General features: G+C 76.0%; 17 protein-coding genes. 3 read left to right on the forward strand and 14 right to left on the reverse strand.

Annotation, left to right across the window (positions count from 1 at the left end):
* Positions 1 to 49: 49 nt before the first annotated feature.
* The 8 genes from egtC to G1H19_RS18670 all read right to left on the reverse strand — a co-directional run bounded on the left by egtC (position 50) and on the right by G1H19_RS18670 (position 8352).
* Positions 50 to 736: an ergothioneine biosynthesis protein EgtC gene (egtC, locus tag G1H19_RS18635; RefSeq protein ID WP_152729178.1), complete on the reverse strand. Its 687-nt coding sequence runs from the start codon at positions 734 to 736 to the stop codon at positions 50 to 52.
* Positions 736 to 2040, reverse strand: a complete 1305-nt coding sequence (gene egtB / locus G1H19_RS18640; RefSeq protein ID WP_152729180.1) for an ergothioneine biosynthesis protein EgtB — start codon at positions 2038 to 2040, stop codon at positions 736 to 738. Before egtB ends, egtC begins: the two co-directional genes overlap by 1 nt.
* Positions 2037 to 3287 (reverse strand): ergothioneine biosynthesis glutamate--cysteine ligase EgtA, encoded by a 1251-nt coding sequence (gene egtA, locus G1H19_RS18645; RefSeq protein WP_152729182.1) that lies wholly within the window; start codon positions 3285 to 3287, stop codon positions 2037 to 2039. The genes egtB and egtA overlap by 4 nt, the downstream gene beginning before the upstream one ends.
* 130 nt (positions 3288 to 3417) lie before the next feature.
* Complete coding sequence (locus G1H19_RS18650) at positions 3418 to 4179, reverse strand: anti-sigma factor (protein WP_235909570.1); 762 nt, start codon at positions 4177 to 4179, stop codon at positions 3418 to 3420.
* A 10-nt stretch (positions 4180 to 4189) separates the two neighbouring features.
* The gene (locus G1H19_RS18655; RefSeq protein WP_235928082.1) at positions 4190 to 4792 is read right to left on the reverse strand and encodes an RNA polymerase sigma factor; all 603 of its coding nucleotides are present in this window, start codon (positions 4790 to 4792) and stop codon (positions 4190 to 4192) included.
* Positions 4793 to 4844: 52 nt separating this feature from the next.
* A complete protein-coding gene (locus tag G1H19_RS18660; RefSeq protein WP_162392858.1) occupies positions 4845 to 5516 on the reverse strand; it encodes a class F sortase in 672 nt (223 codons plus the stop codon).
* A 22-nt stretch (positions 5517 to 5538) separates the two neighbouring features.
* On the reverse strand, positions 5539 to 6357 hold the full coding sequence (locus tag G1H19_RS18665; RefSeq protein WP_152729186.1) for a DUF4397 domain-containing protein: 819 nt from the start codon (positions 6355 to 6357) through the stop codon (positions 5539 to 5541).
* A 96-nt stretch (positions 6358 to 6453) separates the two neighbouring features.
* Positions 6454 to 8352: a GAF domain-containing SpoIIE family protein phosphatase gene (locus G1H19_RS18670; RefSeq protein ID WP_152729188.1), complete on the reverse strand. Its 1899-nt coding sequence runs from the start codon at positions 8350 to 8352 to the stop codon at positions 6454 to 6456.
* Between the two features lie 64 nt (positions 8353 to 8416).
* Between G1H19_RS18670 and G1H19_RS18675 the strand changes: the two genes are divergently transcribed.
* Complete coding sequence (locus G1H19_RS18675) at positions 8417 to 8911, forward strand: DUF309 domain-containing protein (RefSeq protein ID WP_235928083.1); 495 nt, start codon at positions 8417 to 8419, stop codon at positions 8909 to 8911.
* Positions 8912 to 8929: 18 nt separating this feature from the next.
* On the opposite strand, the gene G1H19_RS18680 is transcribed toward G1H19_RS18675, so the two are convergent.
* Positions 8930 to 9160 (reverse strand): hypothetical protein, encoded by a 231-nt coding sequence (locus G1H19_RS18680; protein WP_152729192.1) that lies wholly within the window; start codon positions 9158 to 9160, stop codon positions 8930 to 8932.
* A 135-nt stretch (positions 9161 to 9295) separates the two neighbouring features.
* Between G1H19_RS18680 and G1H19_RS18685 the strand changes: the two genes are divergently transcribed.
* A complete protein-coding gene (locus tag G1H19_RS18685) occupies positions 9296 to 10795 on the forward strand; it encodes an NAD-dependent malic enzyme (RefSeq protein WP_152729194.1) in 1500 nt (499 codons plus the stop codon).
* A gap of 59 nt (positions 10796 to 10854) precedes the next feature.
* Here G1H19_RS18685 and G1H19_RS18690 read toward each other — a convergent pair whose 3' ends face one another.
* Positions 10855 to 12663, reverse strand: coding sequence for a DNA glycosylase AlkZ-like family protein (locus G1H19_RS18690; RefSeq protein WP_152729196.1), 1809 nt, complete (start codon positions 12661 to 12663; stop codon positions 10855 to 10857).
* A 74-nt stretch (positions 12664 to 12737) separates the two neighbouring features.
* Between G1H19_RS18690 and G1H19_RS18695 the strand changes: the two genes are divergently transcribed.
* The gene (locus G1H19_RS18695) at positions 12738 to 13610 is read left to right on the forward strand and encodes an Fpg/Nei family DNA glycosylase (protein WP_162392860.1); all 873 of its coding nucleotides are present in this window, start codon (positions 12738 to 12740) and stop codon (positions 13608 to 13610) included.
* A gap of 19 nt (positions 13611 to 13629) precedes the next feature.
* Here G1H19_RS18695 and G1H19_RS23560 read toward each other — a convergent pair whose 3' ends face one another.
* From G1H19_RS23560 to G1H19_RS18715, 4 genes are all read right to left on the reverse strand, one after another.
* Positions 13630 to 15210 carry a methyl-accepting chemotaxis protein gene (locus G1H19_RS23560; RefSeq protein WP_152729199.1) on the reverse strand — a complete coding sequence of 527 codons (1581 nt, stop codon included), beginning with the start codon at positions 15208 to 15210 and terminating at the stop codon, positions 13630 to 13632.
* A 182-nt stretch (positions 15211 to 15392) separates the two neighbouring features.
* Positions 15393 to 16028: a hypothetical protein gene (locus tag G1H19_RS18705; protein WP_152729201.1), complete on the reverse strand. Its 636-nt coding sequence runs from the start codon at positions 16026 to 16028 to the stop codon at positions 15393 to 15395.
* Positions 16029 to 16142: 114 nt separating this feature from the next.
* Positions 16143 to 17315: an MBL fold metallo-hydrolase gene (locus G1H19_RS18710; RefSeq protein ID WP_162392861.1), complete on the reverse strand. Its 1173-nt coding sequence runs from the start codon at positions 17313 to 17315 to the stop codon at positions 16143 to 16145.
* 49 nt (positions 17316 to 17364) lie between these two features.
* Entirely contained in the window at positions 17365 to 18234 is an 870-nt protein-coding gene (locus G1H19_RS18715) for a hypothetical protein (RefSeq protein ID WP_152729204.1), read from the reverse strand.
* Positions 18235 to 18369 lie beyond the last annotated feature (135 nt).

Below are 18369 nucleotides of genomic sequence, written 5' to 3' on the forward strand. Positions count from 1 at the left end.
GCTCCTGTGCTCGGAGGGCGGGACGGATCGGGCGGCGCGGGCTGTCGGGTCAGAGGGGGGTCACGGCCGTGCCGTCGGGGGTGACCTCGACCAGGTGCCGGTCGGGGACGTCGACCCAGGCCGGGTCGTCGTCCCAGGGCTCGCTGGCCACGGCCGTGCCGGCCGGGGTGGTGAGCACCGAGAGGGTGTCACCCCAGGTGGTGGCCAGCAGCCGGGTGCCGTCGGTGGCCAGCAGGTTCAGCCGGGCCGCGGGGTCGGCCGCACCCACCTCCCGGACGACGTCGCCCAGCAGGTCGGCGCCGCGGGCGAACACGTGCGCCGCCAGCAGGGCGCTGTCGCAGGTGGACTCGGCCGTGCGGGAGGCCGGCAGCACCGCCCGGTCGACCCGGCCGTTGTGCGACAGCAGCCAGCGGCCGTCGGTGAACGGCGCGGCCGCGCTCTCGTCGGCCGGCATGCCGACGGTGGCCGAGCGCACCGCGGCCAGCACGCAGCCGGAGCTGACCGCCGGCGCGACCGAGGCGAAGGACGCCGAGCTCCACAGCGGCCGGTCCGAGCGCCAGCGGGCGGGCTCGGTGCGGCCCTCGGCGTAGAAGCCGACGCCCCAGCCGTCGGCGTTGACCGTGCCGTGCCGCTGCCGCCGCGGCGCCCAGCTCTGCACCAGCAGCGACGACGGCGGGTCGAGCACCACCGACGCCAGCGTGCGCGGCTGCCCGAGCCAGGCCACGTGCCGGCACATCAGGCGGACCAGGCCAGGCGCAGGCCGCTGAAGACCTGGCGGCGCATCGGGCGGTCCCAGTTGCGGAAGCTGGGCCGGGCCAGCGCCGACCCCACGGCCCAGGACGGGCCACGGAGCACCCGGTGGTCGCCGCCGAAGAACGGGGCCGAGTAGTCGGCGTAGAGCATCGGGGTGAAGCCCGGCCAGGCGGTGAACTCCGAGCTGGTCCACTCCCAGACGTCGCCGATCAGCTGCTCCACGCCGTAGGCGGAGGCGCCGGCGGGGTAGGCGCCCACCGGCGCGGGACGCAGCGCGGCGCCGTCGAGGTTGGCCAGGGCCGGGGTCGGCTCGGTGGAGCCCCAGGGCCAGCGGCGGCGCCGGCCGGTCCCCGGGTCCCAGGCGGCGGCCTTCTCCCACTCCACCTCGGTGGGCAGCCGGGCCCCGGGCTGCTGCTGGCCGTACCAGGCGGCGTAGGCCTCGGCCTCGAAGAACGTGACGTGCTGGACCGGCTCGTCCCCAGGCACGTCCTCCCGGACGCCGAAGCGCACCCGGCTGCCGTCGGGCAGCCAGCTCATCGGGCGCTCCAGGCCCGCGTCGCAGCGGTGCTGCCAGCCGCGGGTGGACCACCAGCGGGGCTGGTCGTAGCCGCCGTCGGCCAGGAACGCCGCGTACTCGGCGTTGGTCACCGGCACCCGGCCGATACGGAACGCGTCGACGTGGACGACGTGCGCCGGCCGCTCGTTGTCCAGGGAGAACGGCTCGTCCGCGGCGTCCACACCGAGCACGAACCCGCCGGCCGGGACCAGCACCGACGTGCCCGCGACGCCGGGGCGGCCGGGCGGCAGCGGCGCGCCGGTGCCCAGCACGGGTGGGCCGCTGCGCAGCTGCACCGCCTGCAGCATCGTCTCGTCGTGCTGCTGCTCGTGGCCGGCCACCATGGCGAAGTCGAACGGGTCGTCCCCGGCGGCCGGGTCGAGGGTGTCCAGCCGGTCGAGCACCCGGCCGCGCACGTCGGCGCAGAACGCGCGCGCCTCGACCGGTGGCAGCAGCGGCAGCCGGGCGCGCACCGCGCGCGGGTGGGTGAAGGCGTCGTAGAGCTGCTCGACGTCCGGGGGCAGCAGCCCGGGCCGGGCCGGCTCGCCGCGGCGCAGCAGCCAGAGGTCCTCCTGCTGGCCGATGTGCGCCAGGTCCCAGACCAGCGGGCTCATCAGCGGGTCGTGCTGGCGCAGCAGCTCCGGCTCGTCCAGGTCGGTGAGCCGCAGGGTGCGCTCCCGGGCCTCGGTCAGCTGGCGGGCGAGCAGCTCACGGGTGTCCGGCTCGGTCATCGCTCCTCCTCGGGCAGGCGGGTGGCGCCGACGAGGGCGGCCTCGGCGCCGCGGGTACGGGCGGTGTGCAGCAGGTCGTCGCCGGGGCAGCGGCCCTGGTCGACCAGGCCGGCCAGGGCGCTGACCTCCGGGCGCAGCGCGGCGGGGGCGTGCCGCTCGGCGAGCTCCAGGCAGCTGCCGGCGGCGGCGGCCAGCCGCGGGTCGGCCAGGCCGCGGGCGGCGGCGACGTCCCACAGCCCGGACACCGGCTCGCAGGCGTCCGCGGCGGCGTCCGCGGCCCGCGAGTCGTCCAGCAGCGTCGCCACGACGGCGGCCAGCGCCGGCCACCACGGCTCCGGTGCGGCGTCGAGGTAGCGGATCTCCAGGAACCCGCGCAGCCGCACGGGCGGGAACAGCGTGGTCAGGTGCCGGTCCAGGTCGGCGACGGTGGGCCGGCGCCCGGCCAGGGGCACCTCGCCGCGCACCCAGGCGGCGAACGGCGTGCGGTCGGTGACCGGCAGCGTCCCGTCGTCGCCGGCCACCAGCATCACCGGCGCGGCCAGCGCGTACTCCGCCCACTCGGTGGCCGGGTCGCGGCGGCCCAGCAGCGGGCCGCAGCGGGCCTGGTCCAGGTCGCCCCACACCTGCTGGCGGCTGGACCGCCACCCGGTCTCCGCGCCGGCCAGCAGCGGCGAGCAGGCCGAGACGGCCACCAGCACCGGGCCCAGCCGGTGCGTCCGCTGCACCCGCTCGGTCCAGCCGGCTTCCGGGCCCGCCTCCAGGTTGACCTGCAGCGACGCGGTCGAGGTCATCATCGCCGCGCCCGCGGCCGGGCAGTGCACGGCAGCGAAGTGCGCCTCCATCGCCACGTACCGCCCGCCGGGGCTGACCCGGCGGGCGGGCCGGAGCGGGTCGGTGCCGACCGGGGCCAGGCCGAGCCGGGCGGCGGCGAGCGCGGTGCGCACCACCGCGGTGTCCGCCCGCAGCGCGGCGACCGCGGCGGGCGCGTCGGCCAGCGGCGGGCCGGAGAGCTCGACCTGGCCGCCGGGCTCCAGCGTCACCCGGCTGCCCCCGGGCAGCGCCGGCAGCGCGTCGACGACGCCGGTGAGCCGGTCCCAGCCCACCCGCTCGGCCGGGGCGGTCAGGTCGACGAGGTGCGCCTCCAGCTCCAGGCCCACCGGGCCCGGGACGGTGTCGCGCAGCGCGCCGGTCGCGACGTGCTCGAGCGCGCCGTCGAGGTCGAGCGTTCGGGACGGGCTGGACAGCATGGCCGTGCCCCCTCCAGGTCCGGACCGGTCAGGATCGACCGCGGGTCGGTGCGGGGGCGGCTGAGCTCGTGGAGCGGGCCGTCCTCGGGCTCCATCCTCCACGCCGGAGCGGATCTGACAAGCCCGGGCGTCAGAGCTCGCCGCGGGCGATGGAGAACGCGGAGTGCGCGGGGTCGCCGTCCACCGCCTCCCGGGACACGTCCACGGTGCGGAACACCGAGGTGTCCACGCCGTCCGGCACGGGCAGCGCCGTCTGCCCGCCGTCGAGCACGCCGAGGGCGATCATCCGCTGGCTGGCCGGGTCCAGCAGCCACACCTCGAAGTAGTCGCCGCCGGTCGGTCGGACCGTCAGCCGGACGTCGAGCACCCTCGACTCGTCGTCCCGCACCCGCAGCACGGCCTCGCCGGAGGCGTCCGAGCCGCCGTAGGGCGACAGCCCCGCCGCGGCGACGGTCACCGCGTCGTCCGAGCGGCCGACGAGTGCCGCCCCGGAGGCACCCACCACGATCCCGACGGCCAGCGACGCCGCGACCGCGGCCAGCCACCGGCGGCGGGCGCGACGGCGCAGGGCCAGCTCGTCCACCGGGGGGTCGGCGGGCGGGCGGGGCGCTGCGGCGGTGGGGGCCGGCGGCGGGGGGGCTCCCGGGGCGCCACCGGCGGCGGCCGACGCGGCCAGCACCTCCGGCCGGGGGGTCGCCGAGACGCCGGTGGCGGCGGCGATCGCCGACCAGACGGCCGGCGGCGGCAGCACCGCCGGCGCGGTCGCGGGCCGGGGCAGCGCCGTCAGGGTGTCCACGCCGCGGCGCAGCGAGCCCACCTCGGCCGAGCAGGCACCGCAGGAGGCCAGGTGCGCGTCCTGGTCGGGCGTCAGCGGCTCCGACAGGGCCGCCAACGCCAGCTCCTCACGAGTGCAGTGCTGCACCGTCGACCTCCAATCGGCTCCGCAGGCGTTCGAGGGAACGGCGGATGTGGGACTTGACCGTGCCGAGCGGGATCCCGGTGCGCTCGGCGATCTGCGCATGGGTCAGGTCCTCGAAGAACGCCAGCTCCAGGATGCCCCGCTGCGGTTGGCCCAGCCGTTCCAGCTCGGCGATCACCAGCACGCGGTCGGTCACCGCGGTGTCCAGCCCGGCGTCGACGTCGCCGGTGGGTTGCAGGCGGGCCGAGCTGAGGGCGGCGTCGGACTCCCGGCGCTGCCGCTCCCGGCGCACCCAGGCGTCGGCGATCCGGTGCCGGCAGATGCCCACCAGCCAGGCGGGCAGCGGGCCGGCGTCGGGCCGGTAGCCGGCCCGCCCGTTCCACGCCGACACGAAGCTCTGCTGGAGCACGTCCTCGGCGTCCGGCCCGGCGCCCAGCGCCCGCACCGCCAGCCCGTACAGCTGCGGGCCCCACCGCTCGTAGGCCCAGGCCAGGGCGCGCTCGTCGCCGGCGGCGAACCTGCGGGCGACCTCCCCGTCGTCCGGCTCGGGCGGGTGCGGCAGCCCGGTCACCGCGTTGCCCGCCACGAGGGGCACGCTATGCGCCACGGCCACGGCCGCACACCCCCTGCCCCACGGCTCACGCCGGTTCTGCGACGACGACGACGTTGTCCCGGTAGCTGCCCGTGTCGGGCTGGAACGGCCCGCCGCAGGTGATCAGCACCAGGCGCGGGGGCCCGTCCCGGGCGAAGAGCTGGTCGCGGGGCAGCTCCTGCTTCACGAACTCCTGGCGGGCCACCACCCGCCACCGGGTGGTGGCGCCGTCGGCGGCGGTGACGGTCACCTCGTCGCCGACCTCGGTCGACCGCACCGGGGCCATCGCGCCCAGGCCGTCGGTCGCGCTGTCGACGTGCCCGGCGAGCACCGCCGACCCGGGCTGGCCGGGGGCGGGCCCGAACCGGTACCAGCCGACCCGGTCGACATCGCGCGGGACGCTCATCGAGCCGTCGGGCTCGACGCCCACCGGGTCCACGGCGGCGTCCACGCCCACCCCGGGGACCGACAGGCCCACCGGGGCGGGCACCTCCACCGGCGGGGTCGGGGACGCGTCCCGCACCGGCACCGGCGGCGGTGCTTGCCCCGCCGGGCCGGACGGGGGCGCCGGGTCCAGGACGGGTGCCGGGGCGGGGCTGTCGAGCACCTGCTCGACCGGGGGGCCCGCCGCCGCCGGCGGCCTGCTCAGCGCCCAGACGGCCGGTGTCCCGACGGCCAGGGCGAGACCGACCACGAGCGTGGCGGCGGCGGACCTCACGGGCGTCCCTCCGGTGACCGGGTCAGCCGCGCGCGGCCACGAGCCGGCGGCCGGCGAGCCCGGCGACGGCGACGCCGCCCAGGGTCAGCGCCACCAGCGGCACCGGGAGACCGCCGTCGTCGGCAGCGCCGCCCAGGCCGCTGTCCACGCCGGACGGCGAGGAGTGCCCACCGGAGATCGTCTGCACGGCCAGCTGGTAGCCGGCGTCAGCCGAGCCCCAGGCGTAGACGATCGTCGAGGTGCCCTCCCGCAGGGTCAGGTCGGCCGGGCCGATCGCCACGGTGCCGGTGCCGGCCAGCACCACGTCGGCGGAGACGGTGCCGGCCCCGGTGACCAGGCTGGCCTCCTCCGGGTTCACCAGCCCGGGCACGATGACCGCCCCGTTCGCCCGGACGTCGACGGCCGGTGCCGCCGCGGTGTGCCGGACGGTCACCCGGGCCTGGCCGGCCGGGACGGCCGAGGTGTCGTTGACGAACGGCGTCAGCACCGGTGCCCCGGCCTCGGTGAGGTGGGCGACGACGGTCGCGTTCGCGCCGGCCGGGACGGCGACGTCCTGGGCGGCGGCGGCCGGCTGGGTGGTCGCCGGGTCGGAACCGGCGGGGTAGATCGCCAGGTCGTAGGAGCCGGCCGGCAGCGTGAGCGGGTCGGTCAGGGTGCCCGGCTGGAAGTCCGGGATCAGCTCGTCGCCGTTCACGTACACGTCCACCGGTACCCCGGGGACGGCGTGCAGGACCGAGACGGTCGCGTCGCCCTCGGCGGCCAGGGCGGGGGTGGTGCCCAGGCCCAGCACGAGGGCGCCTGCGGTGCCGGCGGTGAGGGCGAGAGCGCGGGTGGTGCGCATGGGGCGGTCCTTCCTCGGAGGGGGTGCTTCACCCCTCCTTCCGCCGGAGGGCGCCGGCTGGATGCACCCCGGTCCGACCTCCACCCGCGGCGCCGGTCACCGGCCCGGTCGGGGCACCGACGTCAGCGGGATCGTCGCCGGCCCCGACGGCGCCGGCGGGGGCCGGGTCTGGTCGTAGGGCCGCACGGCGATCAGCGCGACGTCGTCCTCGCCGGCCTCGGGTCGCATGCGTTGCAGCAGCCGGTCGGCCAGCACGTCCAGCGGCAGCTGGGCCGCACCGGCCAGCGCGGCGCGCAGCAGGTCCAGGCTGTCCTCCCAGGACACGTGCCGGCGCTCGACCAGCCCGTCGGTGTACAGCAGCAGGGTCTCCCCGTCGGTCAGCTGCAGCTCGTGGTCGGTGCGCGCGGCGCCCGGAGCGACGCCCAGCATCGGGCTGGGCCGCCGCTCCAGCACGGTCATCTCCCCGGCGGTGTCCAGCAGGACCGGCGGTGGGTGCCCGGCGTTGGACCAGAGCAGCCGGCGGGTGGTGAGGTCGCCGGGCACCTGCTCGATCCGGGCGACCAGCACGGTGGCATAGGCGTCGACCCGCAGCCCGGTTGCGGCGACGTCGCTGCGGGCCAGCACCTCGGCGGGTCCGGCGTCCGAGTCGTAGCCGATGGCCCGGATCAGCCCGCGCAGCTGGCCCATGACCACCGCGGCACTGGAGTCGTGGCCGGCCACGTCGCCGATCACCAGCATCGTCGAGCCGTCGGGCTGGACGAACGCGTCGTACCAGTCCCCGCCGATCTGCGCCTCCTGCTCGGCCGGGGCGTACCGCACCACCACGTTGAGGTGGTCCGGGGCCGGCGGCGGCGTCAGCAGAGCCTCCTGCAGGCGGGCGGCGAAGTCGCGCTGGGTGGCGAACTGCCGGGCATTGTCCAGTGCGGGGGAGACGCTGGCGGCGATGGCCTCGACCAGCCGTACGTCGTCCTCGGTGTAGGGGTCGCCGCCCGCGGTGCGGACGACGGTCAGCACGCCCAGCGGCGGCTCGCCGCGCACCGACAGCGGCACCGACAGGTGGCTGACCGCACCCAGGGCGACCATGGCGTCACGCAGTCCCTCACCGCCGTGCCCGGTCGTGCCGGGCCGTGGCGCGTCGGCGCTGCGCCGGCCGTCGTCCGCCGTCGCCACCAGCTCGCTGAGGCCGGTGGCGGCGACCCGTCCGGGGCCGCTGGGGTCCTCGGTGCTCAGCACGGCCGCGGTCTCGGAGGCGGCGAACAGCGCCTGCCGGGACGGGTGCCGGTGCCGCACCGACACCGGGACGACGCGACCGTCGCGGCGGGCCTGGTACACGACCGACACGTCGCCCAGGGCGGGCACGGCCAGCCGGCCGACCGCGGTGAGCACCGCCGACTGCTCCAGGCCGGCGCTGAGCAGCTCGCCGGCCCGGGCGACGACCTCCGCCCGGGCACGCTGCACCTCCGCAGCGCGCAGCGACTCCCGCAGCGCCACCTCGGTGCTCACCACGCCGGCCAGCGTGCCGAGCACCCGCAGGTCGGCCGCGGACCACGCGCGCGGTGCGGTGTCCAGGGCGGCGAAGCTGCCCAGCACCTGTCCGTCCGGGGTGCGCACCGGGAAGCCCGCGTAGCCCCGCACGCCGAGCTGCCCGGTCAGCGGGCTGTCCCGGGTGCGTTCGTCGGCGCTGCTGTCGTCGAGGACCAGCGCGTCGTCCAGGGCGATGACGTGGCGGCAGAAGGAGTCCTCCACCGACGTCTCGGGCGGTGTCCCGGGCAGCGGCGGCAGCCCGGGGTGGCTCTTCCACCAGGAGCGCTCGCCGTCGACGACGGTGATCATGCAGGCGGTGACACCGAGCAGCTCACGGGTCAGCTCGGTGAGCCGGTCGAAGGACTCCTCCGGCGCCGAGTCCAGCAGGCCCGAGCGCCGCACGGCGGCCAGCCGGCCGGCGGACCGCACGGGGTCGACGACGACCGGCAGCTCCTGCACGGTGCAGATCATGCCCGCAGCCGTCCCGGATCCGCCGGTGTGGCCGCCGGCGCGGTGCCGGAGGAGGATCGCGCCGGTGGAGGACGTCGTCGCAGGCCGGGACCGGGACGCCGAGGGCCGGGCCCGCAACGCGCGACCGCGGGACGCGCTGGGCCGGGTGCTGCCGCGTGGCGCGGCCGGGGTCGAGCGCGCGCCGGAGGGCGTGCTGCGCACCCCGGCACGGACGGTCGCCGAGGCCCAGGAGCTGCTGGACGCCGGCCGGCCCTTCCACGCGCACGAGGTGTTCGAGGACGCCTGGAAGTCCGGTGCCGAGGCCGACCGCGGGCTCTGGCGGGGCCTGGCCCAGGTCGCCGTCGGTCTGACCCATGCCGCGCGCGGGAACCACACGGGGGCGGCGACGCTGCTGGAGCGGGGGGCCGGGCACCTGGAGGCGGTCGGCGGCCACCCGCACGGGATCGACGTCGCGGGGGTGGCGGCGTGGGCCCGCCGCCTCGCGGCCGCCGCGGCCCGGGGCGGCGCGGTGCCGCTGGACCCGCCCCGGCTCACCGGCGGTGCCCGGGCTGACCGCTGACCCCGGGGATGCGTCGGGTCACGTCGTCCCGGTCGTGGGCGGGTCGTCGGGAGGAGACAGCGTGCGGAGCGTCGAGGCAGCCGGCCGGGTCGATGCCGCGCCCGAGCAGGCGTGGCGCGAGCTGGTCGCCACGCTGAGCGGCCGGGCTCGGCCTCCCGGGTCGGCCAGCAGCACGACGGAGACGGCGGCCGGCACGCTCGTCGGCAGCACCGCCCGCAGCCACTCGGCGGGCGGGCCCTCGTCGGTCACGACCGGACGCCAGCGGCCACTGGTCAGCGATCCCGTCCGGTTCGCGGCGTGTCGTCCGGACGGGTGGCTTCCGTTCACATCGGTCGCGTCGCCGCGGTGCCGGAGGGCCGGGCGCGGTGGGAGGATGACCCGGCCATGAGCACCGACACGCACCTCTCCAGCGCCCCTGCCGCCGCCACCGACTCCGCCGCCGTCCCGGCCCGTGGTCCGGTCACGTCGGCCTCCTACTCGATCACCGTGCGGCTCAACGCGAACGGCGACCCGGCGAGCATCGGCCGCATCGCGACCGCCGTCGGCAGCGCCGGGGGAGCGGTGACCGCGATCGACGTCGTGGAGTCGCGCTCGGACGGGCTGACCGTGGACGTCACCTGCTCGGCCGCGGACGCCGGGCACTCGGAGGAGGTGGTCGAGGCGCTGCGGGCGGTGGAGGGCGTCACCGTGCGCAAGGTCAGCGACCGCACCTTCCTGCTGCACCTCGGCGGGAAGATCGAGGTGGCCTCCAAGGTCCCGCTGCGCACCCGCGACGACCTGTCCATGGCCTACACCCCCGGCGTCGCGCGGGTCTGCCTGGCGCTGGCCGACCACCCGGAGGACGTGCGGCGGCTGACCATCAAGGGCAACACCGTCGCCGTGGTCACCGACGGCTCGGCGGTGCTGGGCCTGGGCGACATCGGCCCCGGGGCGGCCATGCCGGTGATGGAGGGCAAGGCCGCGCTGTTCAAGCGGTTCGCCGACATCGACGCCTGGCCGATCTGCCTGGACACCCAGGACGTCGACGAGATCGTGCGCACCGTGGAGCTGATCGCGCCGGGCTTCGGCGGGATCAACCTGGAGGACATCTCCGCGCCGCGCTGCTTCGAGATCGAGGCCCGGCTGCGCGAGAAGCTGGACATCCCGGTGTTCCACGACGACCAGCACGGCACCGCGATCGTGGCGCTCGCGGCGCTGAAGAACGCGCTGCGCGTGGTGGACAAGAAGCTCGCCGAGGTGCGCATCGTGGTGGCCGGCGGGGGCGCGGCCGGCACGGCGATCGTCTCGCTGCTGGTCGAGGCCGGCGCGGGACAGGTGCTGGTGTGGGACCGCGAGGGCATCCTCTCCCCGGACGACGACCGGCTGTCCGGCGCGAAGCTGGAGCTGGCGCAGCGCACCAACCCGGCCTGCAGGCGCGGCGACCTGACCGAGGCGCTGGTGGGTGCCGACGTGTTCATCGGGGTCAGTGCGGGCAACGTGCTGCCGATCGAGGCGGTGGCCGGCATGGCCGAGGGCGCGATCGTGTTCCCGATGGCCAACCCGACGCCGGAGATCGACCCGACCCGCGCCGCGCAGTACGCCGCGGTGGTCGCCTCCGGCCGGTCGGACCTGCCGAACCAGATCAACAACGTGCTCGCGTTCCCCGGCGTCTTCCGGGGGCTGCTGGACGCGCGCGCCAAGGAGATCCGCCCCGGCATGCTGCTGGCCGCGGCCGATGCGCTGGCCGCGGTCGTGCGCGACGACCAGCTCAACGCGAACTACATCATCCCGAGCGTCTTCGACTCCGCCGCGACCGAGGCGGTCGCGCACGCGGTCGCCGAGTCCGCCCGGGCCATCCCGGAGGCCACCGCCGACGTCAGCGAGGACGGCACCCTCCCGCTCTGACCAGCTCCGTCGTCACGTGTGAGCTGCCGTGGTCGAGGCCGGAACCCGGGGTCGACCGCTCAGAACAGGCGGTCGGGGTCATCGGGGTCGGTCGTGGCGCCGCCTGGCGCTGCACCGGTGCTGATCCCCGATGTGAGGACGTAGACCACGTGGGACCCGCGTCGAGGACCGACCGGCGCGAAGTCGATGAGGCCCCGTTTGCGCAGGCGGGTGAGACGGTTGCGGGCCGTCGCGACATCACAGTCCAGGTAGGCCCGCACGTCCTCGTTGGTGATGCGTCCGTGCCGCCGCAGGTGTCTGAGGATCTTGTCGTCGTCCTCGTCGATGGACCTGCTGGCATAGCTGACCGCGGTTCGCATGCCGGCTATCGAGGACGCGGTCAGCGCGTACCTCGGCTGGCTGCGGCGGGCCGAGGCGCGTGTGGCCTCCACCAGGCCCGCATCGGCCATCCGGCTCAGCACTCGTTGCACGTCTGCCGAGCTGCGCTGGAGCCTCGAGGAGAGCTGGCCTGCGTCCAGCGTCTTCGTCCGGCGCAGGGCGGTCAGGGCCATGAGGACGTCGACGTCCCCCGTCAGGGCTGGCGGCATCAGGTCCCCCCGGATGAAGCGGGCGAATGCGGCATCGCCGCGTCCGCCCGGCAAGGACACCCGGAATCGGACGCCGTCCTCCAGCGCCGGTGGCTCCTTGCCCAACCGTGCCACCTCACGGAACGCGCGGTCGAACCCGAGTCCTGACATCTCGGCCAGCTTCAGGCGGGCGAGGTTGACGGTCAGCAGCTCGTTGCGCGGCGAGGCAGCGTCGTGCAGGAGCCGGTCGACGCGAAGGGTGGGCAGGAGCCCTCCGGGACTGGTGACGACGAGTTCGTCAGGTGAGTGGACGATCTCCACGAGTCCCGGTTGTTCCCAGTCGCGGTGGGCGAACGCATTGGCCAGGATCTCCCGCAGGGCGTCCGGGGGGTAGTCGATCAGCTCGACCTGCTCGGCGCCCACCCTGATGGTCAGCACCGTCGCCAGGGTCGCCAGTACGGTGTTCAGCCGGTCCAGCAACGTCACGAGCGCGGGAGCCTCGTCGGTGCCCCGGAGCAGCACGCGCGCCTCGGAGCCAGGACTCTCGCGGGTCTGGACGTTCACCCCCCACTCCGGGGTGCACGAGCGGATGGCGTCCGGTGTCCCGAACAGGATCACGGCTGCCCGGGTCAGCTCGTCGCCGACCAGCAACGAGGTGTTGCGGCAGTACTCGACCGGGTCGGTCTCCGCGAGGTGCGCCAGGTCGGTGTGCCCGTTCAGCCGCAGGAGCGTCGCAGCGCGCTCCATCGCGGCGCGGGAGAGCGCCTCGATCCCGCACCCTGAGCTGCCGGCCGACCAGTCGTACCTCTCCCGGACGGTCCGGAGTCCCCGGAGCTGCTCCCCTCGCAGCGGCAGGCACTGGTCGCCGAACCGGTACTTGTACACTCCTTGGGTCGTCCCGTGCACTCCGTGGCCGCGGGGGACCACGAGCACGTAGACCGTCTTCCCGTCGGGCTCGCGCGCCAGGGGGCGGACGGTGACCGCCGGCGACGTCCGCTGGTGGATGTTCCGCACCATCTCCTCGAGCGGGAAGCGCCGCGTGTCGACGCCCGTGATGGCTTCGGCGCGCGTCGGTGCGTGGTCCTTCACGCCGATGACGATGGCCCCGCCCTCGCCGTTCGCGAAGCAGACCGCGGTCTCGGCCAGCAGCCTGTAGAAGTTCTCCTTGACCCGTCCGATGCTCGCCTGGTCGGCCGGTGGCGTGTCCTTGAAGTCCAGCACCTGCTGCTCGATGCTGCTGGCGGACCAGCCGTCCCCGATCGCGATGAGCGCAGAGTCGGCAACTGCGAGCGCTTCCGGCATGGCCCGAATGATAAGTCATTGATAAGGTCGAACTCGTTCCTGCCTATCAATCAGCCCGTCCATGGGAGCTGCCGGTGCCCGAGCTGCCCGAAGTCGAGGCGCTGGCCGCCTTCCTCCGCGAGACCGCCGTCGGCCGTGTCGTCACCCGGGTCGACCTGGCCGGGGTGCAGGCGATCAAGACCTTCGACCCGCCGCTGTCGGCGCTGGGCGGGCTGGAGTTGACCGGGGCGTCCCGGCGCGGCAAGTTCCTGGACCTCGACGTGTCCGGGCTGCACCTGGTGGTGCACCTGGCCCGGGCCGGGTGGCTGCACTGGCGCCCGAACCTGCCGACGGCGCCGCCGAAGCCGGGCAAGGGGCCGCTGGCGCTGCGCGTGCACCTCGCCCCGGTCGACGACGGCACCCCGCCGGAGGGCTTCGACCTCACCGAGGCCGGCACCCGCAAGGGCCTGGCGGTCTACGTCGTGCGCTCACCGGACGACGTCCCGGGGATCTCGAAGCTGGGCCCGGACGCGCTGGCGGTGGACGCCGAGCACCTCGGCAGGCTGATGCGCAGCCGCAAGGGCCAGCTCAAGGGGGCGATCACCGACCAGACGCTGATCGCCGGCATCGGCAACGCCTACTCCGATGAGATCCTGCACGTGGCCCGGTTGTCGCCGTTCAAGAGCGCCGACCGGCTCACCGACGAGGAGCTGCTGCGGCTGCACACCGCCGTGCAGACCACGCTGCGCGACGCGCTGGCCCGCCAGGTCGGGCAGAAGGCGGCGACGCTGAAGGGCGAGAAGCGCTCCGGGCTCCAGGTGCACGCCCGCACCGGCCTGCCCTGCCCGGTGTGCGGCGACACGGTGCGTGAGGTGAGCTTCGCCGACACGTCCCTGCAGTACTGCCCCACCTGCCAGACCGGCGGCAAGCCGCTGGCCGACCGGCGGATGTCCAAGCTGCTGCGCTGACGGCCTCGGCTCCGGGCGGTCAGCAGGAGAAGCGGGACACGCTGCCGCGCAGTTCGCCGGCCATCCGGGACAGCTCGTCGACGGCGACCCGGGTCTGGGTGAGTGCCTGCGTGGTGGCGGTGGCGGCAGCCGACACCCCGGTGGTGTTCCGGGCGATCTCCCCGGTCCCGGCGGAGGCCTCGGCCACCGAGCGGCTCATCTCCGTGGTCGTCGCGGTCTGCTCCTCCACGGCCGAGGCGATGGTCAGCTGGTAGTCGTTGATGGCCCCGATGACCTCGGAGATCCGGCCGATGGCCCGGGCCGCGCCGCCGGTGTCGGTCTGGATCGTCTCGACCCGGCGGGAGATCTCCTCGGTGGCCCGGGCGGTCTCCTGGGCGAGTTCCTTGACCTCGTTGGCGACGACGGCGAAGCCCTTGCCGGCCTCCCCGGCACGGGCGGCCTCGATGGTGGCGTTCAGGGCCAGCAGGTTGGTCTGCTCGGCGATCGAGGTGATCAGCTTGACCACGTCGCCGATCTCCCGGGAGCTCTCGCCCAGGGCGAGCACGGTGGCGTTGGTGGTCTCTGCCTCGGTGACGGCGGTCGCGGCGACGCGGGCGGCCTCGGTGGCGTTCTGGCTGATCTCGCGGATGCTGGCGCCCATCTGCTCGGCGCCGGCGGCGACGGTGCCGACGTTGCGGGACACCTCCTCGGCCGCGCTGGAGACCACGCCGGACTGGGCGGCCGTCTCCTCCGCCGAGGCGGAGATCTGCGCGGCCGACGCACTGAGCTGCTCCGCGGACGCCGCGACCGCGTCGGCGGAGGTGGCGACGGTGGAGATGACCGAGGCCAGCTGGCCGACGAAGCGGTTGAAGCTGGTGGCGATGCCGCTCAGCTCGTCGGAGCCCGACTCGTCCAGCCGCTGGGTCAGGTCGCCGTCGCCCTCGGCGATCTCGTCCAGGTGCCGGTGCAGGTCGCCCAGCGGGCGCCGGATCGACACGGTGATGAACGCGGCGAGCAGCCCGGCCAGGAGCAGTCCGGTGCCCGTCGCCAGCCACATCAGCCGCTCGGCGTGCTCGGCACCGGCCTGGGCGGCCTCGGAGGTGGCCGCGGCCTGGGCGGTCGCGTTCTCGGCGAGGGCCGCCACGGCCGTGGCCATCGCGTCGAACTCGACCAGCGCCTGCCCCAGGACCAGCTCGTTCGCGCCCGCCACGGCCGCCGGTGAACCGACGCGGTAGGCGGCGATGACCTGGGCGTCGATGGCCATGAACCGGTCGAAGGCCGCGCCCGCCTCGGTGAGCAGCCGGCGCTGGTCGGTGGTGAGCTCGAGCGCGTCCAGGGCTGCGAGGTCGGTGGCGAAGACCTCGGTGGACTCGAGGAAGAGCGCCCGCGTGCCCGTGCTGTCCGAGGCGGCGTCGACCACACCGCCGCGGGCGTTGTCGAAGGCGTAGGCGGTCTGCCAGCCGTTGAGGTCGGCGGAGCGGAACTTCGCCTCGGCAGCCCAGGCGGCCAGCTCCTCGGCCTCGCGCGCGTCCCCGGCCAGCCGGTGCTGCTCGGAGAACCCGGAGATCCCGAGCCCGCCCAGCACCACGGTGATCACCGCCAGCAGCAGGAAGCCCGTCACCAGTCGGGTCCCGATCCGGACCCTGCGTGCAACGCCGCCCATGTCGACCCCTTCGTCCGCGCCGTCCGGTGGCCGTCGTCGGCCGACCACGGGCGCACCTCTCTCATCGCCCGGGTCGGGGCCGATGTGAACTCGAATGTCCCGAGCCGAAGCGGAGCCGTATGTCCGGGAGCGGCCCGGTCTCAGCCGTCGACGTCGGTGCGGTCGACCCGCCGGTGGAACCGGGTGCCCAGGCGCCCGCCCAGCATCGCCCCGACCAGCGAGGTCGCCACCACCGCCACCAGCGCGACCACCGCGGCGGTGGACACGGTGCCCTCGTCCACGGGGATGCGCGGCAGGTCGAGCCGCTGCAGCAGGTTGTACCGGGAACCGCCCACCAGGGCCGCGACCCCCAGCACCAGGACGGCGAGCAGCCCCACCAGCCAGACGGCGATGCCCTGCCGGGTGCCGTGGAAGCGGGCCATCCGACCGGCCACGTACCCGCCGGCGAGGTACGCGAGGAACACCACGACCAGCAGTGCGACGGTCCCGGCCGTGCCGATGGCGGTCGCCTCCTCGGCGGTCTCGACGGCCGCGGGCTCGGCCTCGGTCAGACCGACCGACACCCCGGCGGCGACCAGCGCGCCGATCAGCAGCACCGCCAGCCCGGTCGCCGAGAGCCAGCCGAAGAAGGCCGAGCCCCACTTCACCCCGCCGTACCGGGCACGCTGGGCGGCGACCACCTGGTTCGTCGTGGGGCTCGCTGTGGTGGCGGGGCCGACGCTCGCGGGGGTGCCGCCGTGCTCCGTCGTGCCGGGGGCCGGGTCGGTGCTGCTCATGCCGTGATCGTGCCGGGTCCCGGCGCGGGCGGCAGGCCGGACCGGCGCTGCGCGGGGACCCGCACCGGTCCGGGGCAGGTCAGGGCGCGGGGCTGCCGGGTGGCCGGCCCACGTTCAGGACGTCGCGGGGGCGTGGTCGCCGGTGACCGGCTCGTCGTCGGCAGAGCCCACGGCCGACCACCAGTCGGTGAGCGGCGGGGGCGCCAGGACGTCGACCCGCTCGCCGGGCCGGGGCACGACCAACTGCACACCCCGGTGGGCGGCGGCTGCGCACAGCCGCTGCACCGGCTCGGCCCAGCGGTGGAACGCCAGGTTGAACGTGGCCCAGTGCACCGGCAGCAGCACGGCCCCGCCGAGGTCGTCGTGCGCCCGCACGGCCTCCTCCGGGGTCATGTGCACTGCCTTCCAGGCGTCGTTGTACGCCCCCACCGGCAGCAGCGTCAGGTCGAAGGGCCCGAAGCGCGCCCCGATCCCGGCGAAGGCCGGGGTGTACCCGGTGTCCCCGCCGAAGAAGACCCGGTGCCGCGGCCCGGCCACCACCCAGGACGACCACAGGGTGGTGTCCCGGGGGAAGAAGCGGCCGGAGAAGTGCCGCGCTTCGGTGCAGGTGAGCGTCAGCCCACCGATCGTGGTGCTGCCGTCCCAGTCCAGCTCGACGATCCGGTGCTCCGGCACGCCCCAGCCGCGCAGGTGCACCCCGATGCCCAGCGGGACGACGAACGGGGCGTCCTGCTCCCGCACCAGCGCCCGCACCGTCGGCAGGTCGAGGTGGTCGTAGTGGTCGTGCGAGATGAGCACGGCGTCGACCCGGGGCAGGGTCTCCACCGGCACCGGAGCCGGGTGCAGCCGCCGCGGCCCGAACACCGGCGACGGGGACACCCGCTCGCCCCACACCGGGTCGACCAGCAGCCGCTGGCCGTCCACCTCCAGCAGCGCGCTGGAGTGGCCCAGCCAGGTGACGGCCAGCTCGGCGGCCTCGGTCGGCAGCTGCGGCCGGGCGAGTGGCACCGGGCGTGCGGGCAGCCCCACGTGCCGGTCCTCGTGCATCTGCCGCAGCAGGCCCTTGCGTGCGCTGGTCGGCGGGATCGCCGGCGTGGGCAGGGTGTTGCGGAACTTCCCCTCGGAGAACTGCGGGGACCCGGCGACCGTGGGGCGCAGCTTGCGGCGGCTGGCGCCCAGGGCCGGGGGCAGGCCCCACGCGGCGCGGGTCAGCCAGCCGACCGGTGCGGCGATGCCGGCCAGGACGGTGGCGCGGCGGACGGCGGTGCGGAGACGTGGGGACGGCACGGCTCCAGCATCCCAGCCCGGTGCCCGGACGTCCGCCGCCCGGGGGGGCTCAGCCCGGCCTGTCGTACCTGCCCCCGTCCCGCGGCGCCGGGTCCCAGGGGCTCGGTGGCTCCAGCGCGGGGGCCGGTGCAGCCGGCTGCGGGTCCTGGTGCGGTTCCGGGTGCGGCGGCCCGGGCGGCTGCCAGCCGGCGGGGACGACGGCCGGGCCGGCCGGCGGCCCCCACGCCCCCGGGACCGGTGGAGCCCAGCCGGCCGGTGCCGGGGCGGTGCCCGCGGCCGCGGTGAGCAGCCAGGCGGTGAGCAGCAGCGCCAGCACCGCGACGGCCACCCCCAGGGCGCCGGCGAACAGCAGCAGCCACCCGCCGGCGCCCAGCGCCACGGCGACGGGGTAGCTGGCGTCGCCGAACGCGGTGCTGTCCGCCCGGACGGCGAGCAGCTGGACCGCCCACACCAGCGACACTCCCGCGACGGTCCCGCCGCCGGTGGCCGCGAGCGCCGGGCCCCAGACCCGGCTGCAGGGGAGCAGGGCGGCCACCGTGCCGGCGACCAGCACCGCCAGCGGCACCAGCAGGACCAGGCCGTAGCGCACGGGCGTGCCGAAGTCGAGGTCGGAGTCGAAGGCGGGGTCGTCCAGCCCGCTGAGGTCCAACAGCCGGATGTGCCAGCCGGTGACCACCTGCCGGCTGGACCCGATGTCGCCCGGGGTGCCGTAGGTGGTCGTGTAGAGCTGGAGCAGCGGGGCCAGCAGGCACAGCACCGCGGTGACCCCGGCCGTGCCCGCCATGGCCGACAGCAGGGTCTGGCCGGTGCGGTCCGGCAGGGTCGCCTCCCCCGCGGTGGGCGCCGGACCCGCATCGGGCCCGGGCGGCGGGGGCAGCTCGCCCGGCGCGGCCCCCATCCAGCCGGTGCTGCTGCTCATCGGTGCCGTGCTCCCGTCGTCGTCCCTGGTCGGTCGGCGGTGCAGCGGACCGGCCTGCGGCGGCGGACCCGCGCGCAGCCTCAGTGTGCGGGGTGCCAGCTGGCGCCGGGCGTCCTCGCGGGGTGGGCGCGGTCC

The sequence above is a fragment of the Goekera deserti genome (assembly GCF_010685995.1).
Classification (GTDB): Bacteria; Actinomycetota; Actinomycetes; order Mycobacteriales; family Geodermatophilaceae; genus Goekera; species Goekera deserti.